Source organism: Streptomyces scopuliridis RB72 (assembly GCF_000718095.1).
Lineage (GTDB): Bacteria > Actinomycetota > Actinomycetes > Streptomycetales > Streptomycetaceae > Streptomyces > Streptomyces scopuliridis.
In genome coordinates this window covers 403129-416866 of record NZ_JOEI01000005.1, presented here as the reverse complement: position 1 = coordinate 416866, position 13738 = coordinate 403129, and the positions used below count along the sequence as shown (strand labels likewise).

Sequence of the window (13738 nt, the reverse complement as noted above, 5' to 3'; positions counted from 1 at the left end):
GTTTTCTTAATCCGGAAAAGAGGCGCAGCGCGGTCCTCAGGTCCTGCGGGGATTTGGCGTTGCCGTGCAGCACGATCCGCTCGGGCGGGAAGCCGCGGGTGGCGGCCAGCTCCAGTTCGCCCGCCGAGCAGACATCGAGACCGAGCCCCTCCTGCTCCATCCAGTCGACGACGGCGCGGCACAGGAACGCCTTGGCCGCGTAGACGATCTCGGCGTCGGGCAGCGCCCGGCGCCAGGCCCGCGCACGGGCCCGTACCTCGTCCTCGTCCAGGACATACGCGGGGGTGCCGTAGCGCTCGGCCAGCTCCGCGAGGGAGACCCTGGCCACCGCGATATCACCGCCGGGGGCGAGGGCGGCGGACGCGGGCCAGACCGTCGGTGTGTTCAACTCGCCGACCAGCAGCAGAGGTTCGGCGGTCATACGGCCATCGCCTCCGGCAGCTCCAGGGCGCGCCGGGCACAGGGCCCGGCCGCCGAGGGCCGCCCGCCGATGGCGGGAGCGGTCAGCTGCGGGTCCACGGTGACAAGGGCCGCGCCGAGTGGTTCGGCGAGTGCGCGCAGCGCGGGCTCCGCGAGCCTGATCCACGCCTGCCCCTCACCGAGGACGGCCGTCAGCCGCTGGCTGCTGGTGAAGCCGATCGCGGTCCGCGCGCCGAGTGGCGTGCGTGCGAACCGCAGCTGGTGGCCGCCGGCCGAGCCGAGCCGTACGGGTACGTACAGCGGCCCGGCCGTCCGGCGTTCGTCGGGGTCGGCGTCGGGGTCCGCGGCCGGGGCGGGGTCCGAGCCGCCGTCCGCGTCCTCGGGTACGAGGCGCTCCATGGTGTCCTCCCAGGGGAGTCTGTCGAGCTTTTCTGACACCTGGAAGCTATGCCCCGGGCAGGGCGAGATGGCCGGGCCATAACGCGGCGTTGACCTGGGGAGACCTCATTTTGACGCGACCCTGGCGCCGCGCCGTGCCACACCGCGCCGTGCCACACCGCGCCGTGCCACACCGCGCCCTGCCACACCGCGACGTGCCATACGGGAAGGACCCGCTCGAACCCGCTCAGTCCGCGCGGCCCGTCACCGCGACCGTCACGCCGAGCCCGATCATCGCGCAGCCGCCCGCGCCGCCCACGGCCGACAGCCGCCGCTCCGAGCGGGCGAACCAGGTGCGCGCCGCTGCCGCGCCCAGCCCCCACAGCGTGTCCGTGACAAGACCGATGCCGATCGGTACCAGCCCGAGCAGCAGCATCTGTACGGGCAGCCGGCCTGCCGAGTGGTCCACGAACTGCGGCAGGACGGCCGCGAAGAACACCACACCTTTCGGATTGGTGATCCCCACGACAAAGCCGTCACCGACGGTACGGAGATCACCGCGCGCCGGACCCGCGGGCGCCGACATGGCCGCGGCGCGCATGTCCTTGCGGTGCCGGAACGCCTGCACGCCCAGGAACACCAGATATGCCGCGCCCGCCAGCTTCACCGCGAGGAAGACGGTCACCGACCGTTCGACGAGCGCGCCGATCCCCAGCGCGACCGCCACCACCAGGGCGTACGAGCCGATCACATTGCCCAGCACCGTCGCCATCGCCGTGCGCCGGCCATGCGCCAGCGCGCGGCCGATCACGAACAGCACGCTCGGCCCTGGGATCACGATCACCAGCAGGGACATCGCGGCGAATGCCAGGAAACGGTCCGTGGACACCATGTCCGTACCTCCACTCACATGTGCGGGCACAGTCTGACCCGAACGCCGAGGACGGTGCCAGGCCCATGCGGCGAGTATCCACGCCGGGGAGGTCAGGGCAGCAGGCCCGCCCGGCGCGCCGCCACCACCGCCTCCAGCCGCGTGTGCGTGCCCAGTTTGCGCATCGCCGAGCGCAGATAGCCCTTCACCGTCTCCGGCCGCAGTCCGAGCAGTTCGGCCGCCGTCGCGTTGGTCGACCCCGACGCGACGCAGGTCAGCACGTCCACCTCGCGCGGTGCCAGCGCGACCGGGGCCAGGCGCGGCGCGCCGCCCGCCGGGCCGGACGCGCCGATCGGGTCCGACGCGCCCGCCAGCCGCCCGCAGACGGCGAGCAGTTCCGCGCGCAGCTCCGCGTCGACGACGCGCGGCGCCAGCGCCCGCAGTTCGCTGTGGGCCGCGCGGACCTCCTCCCAGGCCGCCGGGCCGGGCGTGGGCTCGCGGCTCACGCTGAGCAGCCGCCGTACCTCGTCCCGTACGACCAGCGCCTGTTCCACGTCCCGCGCGGCGGCGACCGCCGCGTCGAAGGTGCGTTCGCCGATCGGCAGGGCGCTGCGCAGGGCTCCGTACAGCACCCCGCGCACCGTGCGCCGTACGACCACCGGCACCGCGAGCACCGAGCGCAGGCCCTCCGCCGCCACCGCCGCGTCGTACTCATGGCTGATGTGCCGTGCCACCCGGTAGTCGGTCACCGCGCACGGCCGGGACAGCGCGATGGACTTGCCGCCCAGACCGTTGCCGGCGGAGATCGCCAGGCCGCGCAGCGCGCCCGTCGACGCGCCGTTCAGCTCGGCGATGTCCATCCGTCCCGCCTCGTGCAGCAGCCCGCCGAACGCCACCGGCAGCCCGGTCGTCCTGCGCAGCCGCAGCAGCGCGGCCCGCATCTCCACCGCCTCGACCGGTTCGGCCACGCCTCTTCCTCCCGTCGCCACGGCCCCTCACCCCCATCCGGGGGTGGTGAGACCCACGTCACTGATTACACGATGTCAGAGAGCGGTCCGGCAATGAGGAGGACACATGACGGCAAGGCAGCCGAGGGCGGCCGACGGTCCGGCCGATCCGACCGAGCGGTTCCGGGCGGCCCGGGACTTCCTCCTGGCGCACCGGGAGGATTACGCGACGGCGTACGCCGGTTTCGACTGGCCGCGTCCCGAGCGCTTCAACTGGGCGCTGGACTGGTTCGACCGGATCGCCGACGGCGCGGACGGGCGGGGCAACGACCGGGTCGCCCTGCATATCGTCGAGGAGGACGGCCGCCGGGTCCGCGTCACCTTCGCCGAGATGTCCGCCCGCTCCAACCGCGCCGCCAACTGGCTCCGTGAGCGGGGCGTACGGGCCGAGGACCGCGTCGTCGTCATGCTCGGCAACCAGGTCGAGCTGTGGGAGACCGCGCTCGCCGCGATGAAGCTGCGGGCCGTCGTCATCCCCGCGACGCCGCTTCTCGGCCCCGCCGATCTGCGCGACCGTATCGAACGCGGCCGGGCCGCGCATGTGATCGTCCGCGCCGAGGACACCGGGAAGTTCGACGCGATCCCGGGCGGCTTCACCCGGATCGTGGTGGGCGCCGGCCCGGAAGGCGCGCCAGAGGGCTGGCTGCCGTACGAGGACGCGTACGCCCGGTCCGCCGCCTTCGAGCCGGACGGCCCCACCCACGCGGACGATCCGCTGATGCTGTACTTCACGTCCGGTACGACCGCCCGCCCCAAGCTGGTCGAGCACACGCATGTCTCGTATCCGGTCGGCCATCTCGCGACGATGTACTGGATCGGGCTCAAGCCAGGCGATGTCCATCTGAACATCGCCTCACCCGGCTGGGCCAAGCACGCCTGGTCCAACCTCTTCGCCCCCTGGAACGCCGAGGCGACCGTCTTCCTGCTCAACTACACGCGCTTCGACCCGGCCAGGCTGATGGCGGAGATGGACGGCGCGGGCGTCACCAGCTTCTGCGCCCCGCCCACGGTCTGGCGGATGCTGATCCAGGCCGATCTGTCCCAGCTGCGTACACCACCGCGCGAGGCCGTCGCGGCGGGCGAGCCGCTCAACCCGGAGGTCATCGAGACCGTCCGGCGCGCGTGGGGCGTGACGATCAGGGACGGCTTCGGCCAGACCGAGACGGCCGTGCAGGTCGCCAATTCACCGGGCCAGCCGCTCAAGTCCGGGTCCATGGGACGGCCGACGCCCGGCTTCAAGGTCGAACTGCTCGACCCCGTGACCGGCGCGCCGGGCGCGCGCGAGGGCGAGATCGCGCTCGATCTCTCCGCCCGTCCCGTCGGTCTGATGACGGGCTATCACGGCGACGCCGACCGTACGGCCGAGGCGATGGCCGGCGGCTACTACCGGACCGGTGACATCGGCGCGCGCGACGACGACGGCTACATCACGTACATCGGCCGCGGGGACGACGTCTTCAAGGCGAGTGACTACAAGATCTCGCCCTTCGAGCTGGAGAGCGCGCTGCTGGAGCACGAGGCGGTCGCCGAGGCCGCGGTCGTCCCCGCGCCCGATCCCGTACGGCTCGCCGTACCGAAGGCGTACGTCGTCCTCGCCGAGGGCTGGGAGCCGGGCCCGGACACGGCGAAGGTCATCTTCGCCCACTCGCGGGCGGTCCTCGCGCCGTACAAGCGCGTGCGCCGGCTGGAGTTCGCCGAGCTGCCCAAGACCGTGTCCGGGAAGATCCGCCGGATCGAGCTGCGGGAGCGTACGGCCGAGGGATCCGACGCCGAGTACGACGAGGGGGACCTGCGGTGACGACGGAGACCGCCGCGACGGTGAACTCGTATACACACGGCACCGGCACGACCCCGCTGCTCGGCGACACGATCGGCGCCAACCTCGACCGCGCGATCGCCGCCTTCCCCGACCGGGAGGCGCTGGTCGATGTCCCTTCCCAACGGCGCTGGACCTACGCGGAGTTCGGCGCGGCGGTCGGTGAACTGGCACGGGCGCTGCTCGGGCGCGGCGTGGCGAAGGGCGACCGGGTCGGGATCTGGGCGGTCAACTGCCCCGAGTGGCTGCTCGTGCAGTACGCCACCGCCCGGATCGGCGCGATCATGGTGAACATCAACCCGGCCTATCGCGCGCACGAGGTGGAGTTCGTGCTCCGCCAGTCCGGGATCTCCGTGCTCGTCGCCTCCCTCGCCCACCGGACCAGTGACTACCGCGCCCTCGTCGAGGAGGTCCGCGCGCGCTGCCCCGAACTCCGCTCCGTGCACTACATCGGTGACCCGAGCTGGCGAGAACTGCTCGCCTCAGCAAGCAAAGTGACCGTAGATCAGCTCGCCGCTCGCGAGGCCGGGCTGTCCTGCGACGACCCGATCAACATCCAGTACACCTCGGGCACCACCGGCTTCCCCAAGGGCGCCACCCTCTCCCACCACAACATCCTCAACAACGGCTATTTCGTGGGCGAGACGGTCGGTTACACGGAACAGGACCGGCTCTGTCTGCCGGTGCCCTTCTACCACTGCTTCGGCATGGTCATGGGCAATCTCGGCGCCACCTCCCACGGCGCGTGCGTGGTCATCCCGGCACCGTCGTTCGACGCGGGGGCGACACTGCGCGCCGTCGAGCGGGAGCGCTGCACCTCGCTGTACGGCGTCCCCACGATGTTCATCGCGGAGCTGAACCTCCCCGACTTCGCCTCGTACGACCTCTCCTCGCTGCGCACCGGCATCATGGCGGGCTCGCCCTGCCCGGTGGAGGTCATGAAGCGGGTCGTCGCCGAGATGAACATGGCCGAGGTCTCCATCTGTTACGGCATGACCGAGACCTCCCCGGTCTCCACCCAGACCCGGCGCGACGACAATCTGGAACGCCGTACGGGCACGGTCGGCCGGGCCCTGCCGCATATCGAGGTCAAGGTGATCGACCCGGTCAGCGGGGTGACACTGCCGCGCGGCACGGCGGGCGAGCTGTGCACCCGGGGCTACAGCGTGATGCTCGGCTACTGGAACGAGCCGGAGCGCACGGCCGAGGTCATCGACGCGGGCCGCTGGATGCACACCGGCGATCTGGCGGTGATACGGGACGACGGCTACGCCCAGATCGTCGGCCGGATCAAGGACATGATCATCCGGGGCGGCGAGAACGTCTCGCCCCGGGAGATCGAGGAGTTCCTGTACGGCCACCCGAAGGTCGCGGACGTGCAGGTGGTCGGTGTCCCCGACGAGAAGTACGGCGAGGAGATCCTGGCCTGTGTGATCCCGCGCGACCCGGCCGATCCGCCGGCGCTGGAGGACATCGTGTCGTACTGCCGGGAACGGCTCGCGCACTACAAGATCCCGCGCCGGGTGGAGATCGTGGCCGAGTTCCCGATGACGGTGAGCGGGAAGGTGCGGAAGATCGAGCTGCGCGAGCGGTTCTCGGGCCCTTCGGGGGCCTGATCGGTTCCGCCGCTCCTCCCGCCGTTCTTCCCGCCGCTCCTCCCGGATTACGCCCCCGACGAGACCAGTTCGTCCGCCGGGCCGTTGACGGGCTGCGGCGCGCCCGTGAGATCCAGGACGAAGAGCGGGAGACGTAGATCGTCCGCGCGGGCGCGGGCGTCGTCCGCGTACCCCGCGAGGGAGAAGTACACGCTCGTCGCCGACGCGTTCATGCCGTTGAGCCAGAGGCACTCGACGGAGCGGAGGGACGCCGGGCCGGTGGTCGGGTCGACCCGGGCGACCACATCGGGTCCGCGCAGACCGACACCGGGCGTGCCGCTACCGGGCATGCTGCTACCCGGCGCCGTCGGCTCCCCGGGCTCGACGGACTCGACAACGCTCTTGAAGCCGAGCCAGCGCAGATAGAGCGCGGCCGTGGTCACCGCGTCCTGGGCCGTACGGATCGTCACCGGGCGGAACCCGGGGCGCGGCGAGGCGGCGGTCCGGGGCAGCGGGATATGCGCCGGGCGCCCGGCGGTGGGCGGCTCCGATGCGGGCCGCTCCGGGGCTGGTTCCCCGGCCGCCGCCGTATCGGGTGTCACCGGCTCCACCGCGATCCGCAGCATCGCCCCGCACGGGCAGCCCAGCTCCGGCCGCGGCCACTGGTCCTCGCGCGCGCAGGCCGTACAGCGGACCGTCACCCACTCGTCCGCCCAGGCGCGCCGGGTGACCGTCTCCACCCGGGCGTCCCCGGGCAGCGTCGGTGCCACCGGAGCCCCGCACGCGCACGGATAGGCCGACGCCGTCAACGTATGGCGGCTGCCGCACGACGGGCAGCACACCGAAACGCCCTCTCCCATCACGACCTCCCCGCTCATCGTCCACCAAGGCCGGGTCGTGGGCGAGGGTCTTCGGCCATCCCTTGACGTCGCACCGCGAGGACCCTAGATTTGATTCCGTATAGCAGAACTAAATTTCCGCATCACGGAATTGGCGCTCTCAGGTGGCGCGACAGAGCTCTGATCCGCCGGCCGAAGCAGGAGCACTTCATGCCTCGAATGACCGCTGCCCGAGCGGCAGTTGAGATCCTCAAGCGCGAGGGCGTCAGCAACGCGTTCGGTGTGCCGGGCGCCGCGATCAACCCCTTCTATGCCGCCCTCAAGGCCGCCGGCGGGGTTCATCACACGCTCGCCCGCCATGTCGAGGGCGCCTCGCACATGGCCGAGGGCTACACGCGTACGCACCCGGGCAACATCGGTGTCTGCGTCGGTACGTCCGGGCCCGCGGGCACGGACATGATCACCGGCCTGTACTCCGCGATCGGTGACTCCATCCCGATCCTCTGCATCACCGGCCAGGCGCCGACCGCGGTGATCCACAAGGAGGACTTCCAGGCCGTCGACATCGCCTCGATCGCGCGGCCGGTCACCAAGGCCGCGACGACCGTACTGGAGGCCGCGCAGGTCCCCGGCGTCTTCCAGCAGGCGTTCCACCTCATGCGCTCGGGACGCCCCGGGCCGGTCCTCATCGACCTGCCGGTCGATGTCCAGCTCACCGAGATCGAGTTCGACCCGGAGACCTATGAGCCGCTGCCGGTCTACCGGCCGGCCGCCACGCGCGCGCAGGCCGAGAAGGCCGTCAGGATGCTGAACGCGTCCGAGCGCCCGCTGATCGTCGCCGGCGGCGGCATCATCAACGCCGACGCCTCCGATCTGCTGGTCGAGTTCGCCGAACTCACCGGCACTCCGGTCGTACCGACCCTGATGGGCTGGGGCGTCATCGCCGACGACCATGAGCTGAACGCCGGCATGGTGGGGCTCCAGACCTCGCACCGCTACGGCAACGCCACGTTCCTGGAGTCCGACTTCGTCCTCGGTATCGGCAACCGCTGGGCCAACCGCCACACCGGCAAGCTCGATGTCTATACGCGCGGACGCACCTTCGTCCATGTCGACATCGAGCCCACCCAGATCGGCAAGATCTTCGCCCCGGACTACGGCATCGCCTCGGACGCCAAGGCCGCGCTCACGCTCTTCGTCGAGGTGGCGAAGGAGCTGAAGGCCGCGGGCGAACTGCCCGACCGCGCCGCCTGGGCCGCCTCCGCGCAGGAGCGCAAGGCCACGCTGCACCGTCGTACCCACTTCGACGATGTGCCGCTCAAGCCGCAGCGTGTGTACGAGGAGATGAACCGCGCCTTCGGTCCCGAGACCCGGTACGTCACCACCATCGGCCTCTCCCAGATCGCCGGCGCGCAGATGCTGCACGTCTACAAGCCGCGCCACTGGATCAACTGCGGCCAGGCGGGCCCGCTCGGCTGGACCATCCCCGCCGCGCTGGGGGTGGCCACCGCCGACCCCGAGGCCACGGTCGTCGCGCTCTCCGGCGACTACGACTTCCAGTTCATGCTGGAGGAGCTGGCGGTCGGCGCGCAGCATCGCATCCCGTATGTGCATGTGCTGGTGAACAACTCGTATCTGGGCCTGATCCGCCAGGCGCAGCGCAACTTCGACATCGACTTCCAGGTCAACCTGGAGTTCGAGAACCTCAACTCACCGGAGCTGGGCGTCTACGGCGTCGACCATGTGAAGGTCGCCGAGGGCCTGGGCTGCAAGGCGATCCGGGTCACCGAGCCCGACCAGCTGCTGCCGGCCTTCGAGCAGGCCAAGAAGCTGGCCGCGGAGTTCCGTGTCCCCGTGATCGTCGAGGCGATCCTCGAACGCGTCACGAATATCGCGATGAGCGGCAGCGACATCGCGAGCGTGAACGAGTTCGAGGACCTCGCCACCGAGCCGTGGCACGCGCCCACGGAGATCCTGCCGCTGACCTGACCCCGACCCGGCGGCAGTTGGACGAGTAAGTCCGAAGTCCCGTCTGCCCAGGGGCGGACGACGCTGCTTCGGACTTACTCGTCCAGGCCCCGCACCGGAGCGATCCGGTGCGGGGCCCTCTGTCGCGTCCGCCCGCGCGTGTGCCGGGTACCGGGCACGCGAAAGTGGGACCGCGGCGGCGGCGACGGGAGACGCGCGGCCCTTCCCTCAGGTCGAGAAGGACTGCCGTTCCCTTCACCACCGCACTGGCTCGCTCGCCGCCGCGGTCCTCTCGCTGCCCCGTACCGCCGGCCACCCCTCATACGGGTCCGGTGGTACGGGACTGACGCACGGGAGCTGACCTCCCGTCATCTCCCGTGCGTGGCTCATTGGTTCATTGGGTTCCCTCAGCAGCAGGAGGGGTTTCCGGGCCGCGGCGGCGCCTGGGCGCGACAGGACAGGTGTCAGCGCCACCGCTGCCCGGAGTTCAGGGGGAGCCGGTCTCAGACCTCGGTACCGGAGAGGCGCTCGACCGAGCGCAGCAGCGCGGAGTGGTCGAGCCCGCCGTCGCCCTGCGCGCGCAGGGAGGCGACGAGTTGGGCCACGATGGCGCCCACGGGGAGCGCGGCGCCCACATCGCGCGCGGCGTCGGTGACGATGCCCATGTCCTTGTGGTGCAGATCGATCCGGAAGCCGGGCTTGAAGTCGCGGTTGAGGAAGTTGTCCTTCTTGCGGGTCAGCACGGTCGATCCGGCCAGCCCGCCGTTGAGGACGTCCAGCGCCGCGGCGAGGTCCACACCGGACTTCTCCAGGAAGACCACGGCCTCGGCGCACGCCTGGATGTTCACCGCCACGATCAGCTGGTTGGCGGCCTTCACCGTCTGCCCCGAGCCGTGCGGCCCGCACAGCACGATGGTCTTGCCGAGCGCGTCCAGCAGCGGCTTGGCCTCGTCGAAGTCGGCCTGTTCGCCGCCGACCATGATGGAGAGGACCGCCTCGACGGCGCCGGCCTCGCCGCCGGAGACCGGGGCGTCCAGCACACGGATACCCTTCTCGGCCGCGTTCTTCGCCAGATCCACCGACGTCTGCGGGGTGATGGACGACATGTCGATCAGCAGCGCGCCGGACCGGGCGTGCGCGAGGATGCCGTTCTCTCCGTACGCGATGGCCTCGACCTGCGGGGAGGCGGGCACCATCGTGACGATCACATCGGCGTCCCGTACCGCCTCGGCGATCGAGCCGGCGGCCGTACCACCGGCCGCGGCCAGCCGGTCCAGCTTGTCCCGCTCCAGCGTGAAGCCGGTCACGGAGTAGCCGGCCTTGATCAGATTCTCGGACATGGGGGAGCCCATGATGCCGAGGCCGATCCACGCGATCGTGGGGAGATTACTCATCAGGGTGCCTCTTTCGATACCCGCGCACATCACAACACGCGCGTGAATAAGGTCAGTTGGCGGGCCGGCGGTCGGGGACCCAGGCCCTGTCGGGCCGGTCAGGCCCCCGTGGCGAGCCAGTCGAAGGACTCGGCGCTCGGCCGGTCGCCCGGCTTGTACTCCAGGCCGACCCAGCCGGTGTACCCGGCCTTCCGCAGCCGGCCGAGGAGGTCATCGAGCGGCAGTGATCCGGTGCCCGGCGCGCCACGGCCCGGGTTGTCGGCGATCTGTACGTGGCCGGTCCTGTCGGCGTACCGGTCGATGACCTGGTTCAGGTCCTCGCCGTTCATCGACAGGTGGTAGAGATCGAGCAGGAACGCGGCGTTGCCGAGACCGGTGGCGGCGTTGACCTTGTCCACGACCTCGACCGCGGAGGGGGCGCTCACCAGTGGGTAGAGAGGGGACTCCGGCTTGTTGAGCGCCTCGATCAGCAGGATCGCCCCGACCCGGTCGGCCGCGCGGGCCGCCCGTACGAGGTTCTCCAGAGCCAGTTCGTCCTGCGCCCGCGGATCGACGCCCTCGACGCGGTTGCCGTACAGCGCGTTCAGCGCCCCGCACCCGGTGGCCGCGGCGAAGTCGGCCGCGACCTCGATATTGGCGCGGAACCGGTCGGACTCCTCGCCGGGCACCGAGAGCGCCCCGCGGTCCGGCCCCGGCAGCTGTCCGGCGTAGAAGTTCAGCCCCACCAGCTGGGTGCCCGCGTCGTCGAGCGCCTTCCGCAGGGCGTCGAGCTCGGCCCCCGGCGGGGTGGGGGTGTCGGTCCAGGGCCACCACAGCTCCACCGCGTCGAAGCCGGCCGCCGCCGCGGCGGCGGGGCGCTCCAGCAGCGGGAGCTCGGTGAAGAGGATGGACAGGTTCACATCGAAGCGCTGCTCGGTGCCGCGCCCGTTCGTGAAGTGAGGGGCCATGAGGAGTCAGGCGCTCCTTCCGTATTGCGGAAGTTATCTTCTGCTTGATGGAAGAGTGCCTGGGTGGCTCGGGGGCTGTCAAGGGGGGCTCCCGGAATTCGTCACCCGCGCAGTAGGTTGAGCGCGTGCGATTGAGAGTCAAGTCCTGCTGCGCGGCTCTGACCTGCGGGAACGCACGCCGATCTGTGCTGACCTGCAGTAATGCCCCTCACCTGGGGCTTCTGGGCGTCGCTTTCGACCGTCCCGGACGGACTCGGAGTCTCGTCCGGGGCGGAGATGGGGATCCGCGTGCTCGCGAATCCAGGTGGCCGACTTGCGGGCGGTCCGGCTCGGTTCCGCATCTCCACGATCCCGGCTTCCACCGCAGCGTGCTGGCCGACTTCCGCGAGCGCCTCGCCCAGGACGACCGCGCCGACCGTCTTCTCGATCTGGCGCTCGGGCGCCTGAAGGAAGCCGAACTCGTGCGCGAGCGCACCACGCAGCGCACCGACCCCACTCGTGTCCTGGCCGCGGTGCGCGACCTGACCCGGCTGGAATTGGTCACCGAGGCCGTCCCTGCCGAGCTGGAAGAAGTGGCCCGCACCGCGTCACGCCTGTTGACCGAAGTGCGGCTTGGGGTAGGGGTGCTGGCCGCTGTGCCGGTTACTGCTGCCGGGCAAAGCAGCCGGTGTCAGCTTCGGTGAGGATGAGGATGCCGAGTTTGACCAGGCGCTTCAGCTTGGCCCGGGTGCCTTCGATGTTCTTCGGCAGCAGTTCGTGGCCAAGGGCCTGGCAGACGTCCTTGGCTCGCAGGGGGCCGGTCGACTCGTTGAAGGCGGCGAGGATGCGCGGATAGTCCGGGTGCTCGGGCAGCTCGGCTGGGGATGCGGGGAGCCGGTCGGCGAGGCACGGTCAGCCGGTCCACGCCTTCAAGGACTCGGCGTTCAGATCGCCAAGGGGACCGACCGCTTCGGCCACCCCGAGACACTCGCTGTCACGGAAGACACCCAGTTCGTAGGATACGGAATCGGCGCCGACGGAGCGCACGACGACGCCTATCTCGTAACGGCCGGGATAGGTCACCTCGCCGAGGTAGTGCACTCGGTACGACTGCGGCGGCAGGTCCGGTACCGGATCAGTTCCGGCCGTTCCCGCAGCGTGCCGCACGAACGCGGCGACCGCCTCGTCGTAATAGGTGGCCAGGGCCATGTAGTTGACGTGTTGGTTGGAGTCGACATCCCCTATGCGCGCGAGCAGTGGGGCGAAGTACGGATAGTGGTCTCGCCGGCTGCGTTCCGGGCCCGGCCGGACCGTGGGTGCGGCGCTCGACTCGGGCAACGCCAACTCACCGAGGTCCTCGACCAGCTCATCCGGAAGCGAGAGGGGGCCGCTTGCGCCGATGAGAACGATGGTGGCATCCCCGCTCGCTACACGGCTGCCGTCGATGAAGGCGGCCTGCTCGTAGGTGAACGACGATTGTCCGATGCGGCGCACACCGGTGTGGACCTGGGCGCGGGCGCCTGCCCGGCCGGCGGGACGAAGTCGCTCAATCCGCTGGTTCACAAGAAATATCTGGAACGGAACGAACCCGCCGGAGGCCACCAGCCGTTCGAAGCGGCGCAGGCGTAGCCGTATCCGGGCGTCCTCCAGCCAGCGGGCCGCGCCGATCGCGTCGGCCGAGCCGTCGCGGCCCAGATCGGCCTGGCGAACCAGGACGTCGGACTGAACGGGGAATATGGAACCGTCGGTATTGGGCATGGATCTCAACTTCTCGGTGGAGGCGAGGGGGCGATGATGGTGATGTGATCCGGGTCACCAGAAATGCGGCCGTGGCGCCGGGCCCGGCGGAACCGGACCCGGCACTTGGGGGCAGACCGGTGTCCCGGACGGCTCAGGCGGCGGCCGTACGGAGCGGTGCCAGTGCCTGGCTCCAGGCGACAACCTGGTCGAGCAGGGTGTGGAGGGCCTGCACGCTGTACTCGCCGGGCTTGAGGATGCTGAAGTCTTCGAACTCGTGCCTCAGGGACAGGGCCACCTGCTGGCGAACGTCGGCCATCTGAAGTTCGCCGACGACCAGTCGCAGGTGTTCCACGGCTCGGGTGCCGCCGACACCTCCGTACGACACGAAGCCGACAGCCTTGTTGTTCCACTCGGTGTAGAGGAAGTCGATGGCGTTCTTGAGTACGCCGGAGGTGCTGTGGTTGTACTCCGGGGTGACGAACACGAACCCGTCGAAGGAAGCGATCTTGTCCGCCCACTTCTTGGTGTGTTCCTTCTGGTACTGCCGGGGCAGCGGCTCGTCCAGGTGCGGCAGCGGATAGTCGCGGAGGTCAACGAGCTCGAACTCGGCGTCGTCGCGCTGGGATGCCATGTCATAGACCCAGTTGGCGACCTGCTCGCCGTTGCGCTTGGGGCGGGTACTGCCGAGGATAATGCCGATTCTGGTCATGGATTTCCTTGAAGGTACGGATGGTGGTGCTGTCCTGGACGAGAGTTCAGGACGTGTGGGGGAGGGGCTCGGCCC

General features: G+C 70.3%; 12 protein-coding genes and 2 pseudogenes. 4 read left to right on the top strand and 10 right to left on the bottom strand.

Going from position 1 to position 13738, the window contains the following annotated elements; translation table 11 throughout:
• Positions 1-10 precede the first annotated feature (10 nt).
• The 4 genes and pseudogenes from IF11_RS38585 to IF11_RS0107265 all read right to left on the bottom strand — a co-directional run.
• A pseudogene (locus IF11_RS38585) lies at positions 11-421 on the bottom strand (diaminopimelate decarboxylase); the annotation flags it as partial.
• On the bottom strand, positions 418-858 hold the full coding sequence (locus tag IF11_RS36450) for an SAV_915 family protein (protein ID WP_420894590.1): 441 nt from the start codon (positions 856-858) through the stop codon (positions 418-420). The pseudogene IF11_RS38585 and the gene IF11_RS36450, both read right to left, overlap by 4 nt.
• Before the next feature lie 187 nt (positions 859-1045).
• Complete coding sequence (locus tag IF11_RS0107270) at positions 1046-1690, bottom strand: LysE family translocator (RefSeq protein ID WP_030350620.1); 645 nt, start codon at positions 1688-1690, stop codon at positions 1046-1048.
• 92 nt (positions 1691-1782) lie between these two features.
• Entirely contained in the window at positions 1783-2637 is an 855-nt protein-coding gene (locus IF11_RS0107265; protein ID WP_030350619.1) for a helix-turn-helix transcriptional regulator, read from the bottom strand.
• Between the two features lie 106 nt (positions 2638-2743).
• On the opposite strand from IF11_RS0107265, the gene IF11_RS0107260 reads away from it, so the two are divergent.
• Together IF11_RS0107260 and IF11_RS0107255 are read left to right on the top strand one after the other, a co-directional pair.
• Positions 2744-4474: an AMP-binding protein gene (locus IF11_RS0107260; protein ID WP_030350618.1), complete on the top strand. Its 1731-nt coding sequence runs from the start codon at positions 2744-2746 to the stop codon at positions 4472-4474.
• Positions 4471-6108, top strand: coding sequence for an AMP-binding protein (locus IF11_RS0107255; protein ID WP_276311376.1), 1638 nt, complete (start codon positions 4471-4473; stop codon positions 6106-6108). Before IF11_RS0107260 ends, IF11_RS0107255 begins: the two co-directional genes overlap by 4 nt.
• A 47-nt stretch (positions 6109-6155) precedes the next feature.
• Here IF11_RS0107255 and IF11_RS0107250 read toward each other — a convergent pair whose 3' ends face one another.
• Positions 6156-6947 carry a hypothetical protein gene (locus tag IF11_RS0107250; protein ID WP_030350616.1) on the bottom strand — a complete coding sequence of 264 codons (792 nt, stop codon included), beginning with the start codon at positions 6945-6947 and terminating at the stop codon, positions 6156-6158.
• Between the two features lie 198 nt (positions 6948-7145).
• On the opposite strand from IF11_RS0107250, the gene gcl reads away from it, so the two are divergent.
• Entirely contained in the window at positions 7146-8915 is a 1770-nt protein-coding gene (gene gcl, locus IF11_RS0107245) for a glyoxylate carboligase (RefSeq protein WP_030350615.1), read from the top strand.
• A gap of 482 nt (positions 8916-9397) precedes the next feature.
• On the opposite strand, the gene IF11_RS0107240 is transcribed toward gcl, so the two are convergent.
• Together IF11_RS0107240 and IF11_RS0107235 are read right to left on the bottom strand one after the other, a co-directional pair.
• On the bottom strand, positions 9398-10288 hold the full coding sequence (locus tag IF11_RS0107240; protein ID WP_030350614.1) for a 2-hydroxy-3-oxopropionate reductase: 891 nt from the start codon (positions 10286-10288) through the stop codon (positions 9398-9400).
• Between the two features lie 98 nt (positions 10289-10386).
• Positions 10387-11235 carry a TIM barrel protein gene (locus IF11_RS0107235; protein WP_030350613.1) on the bottom strand — a complete coding sequence of 283 codons (849 nt, stop codon included), beginning with the start codon at positions 11233-11235 and terminating at the stop codon, positions 10387-10389.
• 368 nt (positions 11236-11603) lie between these two features.
• Between IF11_RS0107235 and IF11_RS0107230 the strand changes: the two genes are divergently transcribed.
• A complete protein-coding gene (locus IF11_RS0107230) occupies positions 11604-11918 on the top strand; it encodes a hypothetical protein (protein ID WP_240627885.1) in 315 nt (104 codons plus the stop codon).
• Here IF11_RS0107230 and IF11_RS42890 read toward each other — a convergent pair.
• The 3 genes and pseudogenes from IF11_RS42890 to IF11_RS0107215 all read right to left on the bottom strand — a co-directional run.
• Positions 11878-12120 (bottom strand): annotated as a pseudogene (locus tag IF11_RS42890) (hypothetical protein); the annotation flags it as partial. The gene IF11_RS0107230 and the pseudogene IF11_RS42890 sit on opposite strands and share 41 nt — an antisense overlap.
• Positions 12121-12126: 6 nt before the next feature.
• On the bottom strand, positions 12127-12972 hold the full coding sequence (locus tag IF11_RS0107220) for a hypothetical protein (RefSeq protein WP_030350611.1): 846 nt from the start codon (positions 12970-12972) through the stop codon (positions 12127-12129).
• A gap of 133 nt (positions 12973-13105) precedes the next feature.
• Positions 13106-13663, bottom strand: a complete 558-nt coding sequence (locus IF11_RS0107215; protein WP_030350610.1) for an NADPH-dependent FMN reductase — start codon at positions 13661-13663, stop codon at positions 13106-13108.
• Positions 13664-13738 lie beyond the last annotated feature (75 nt).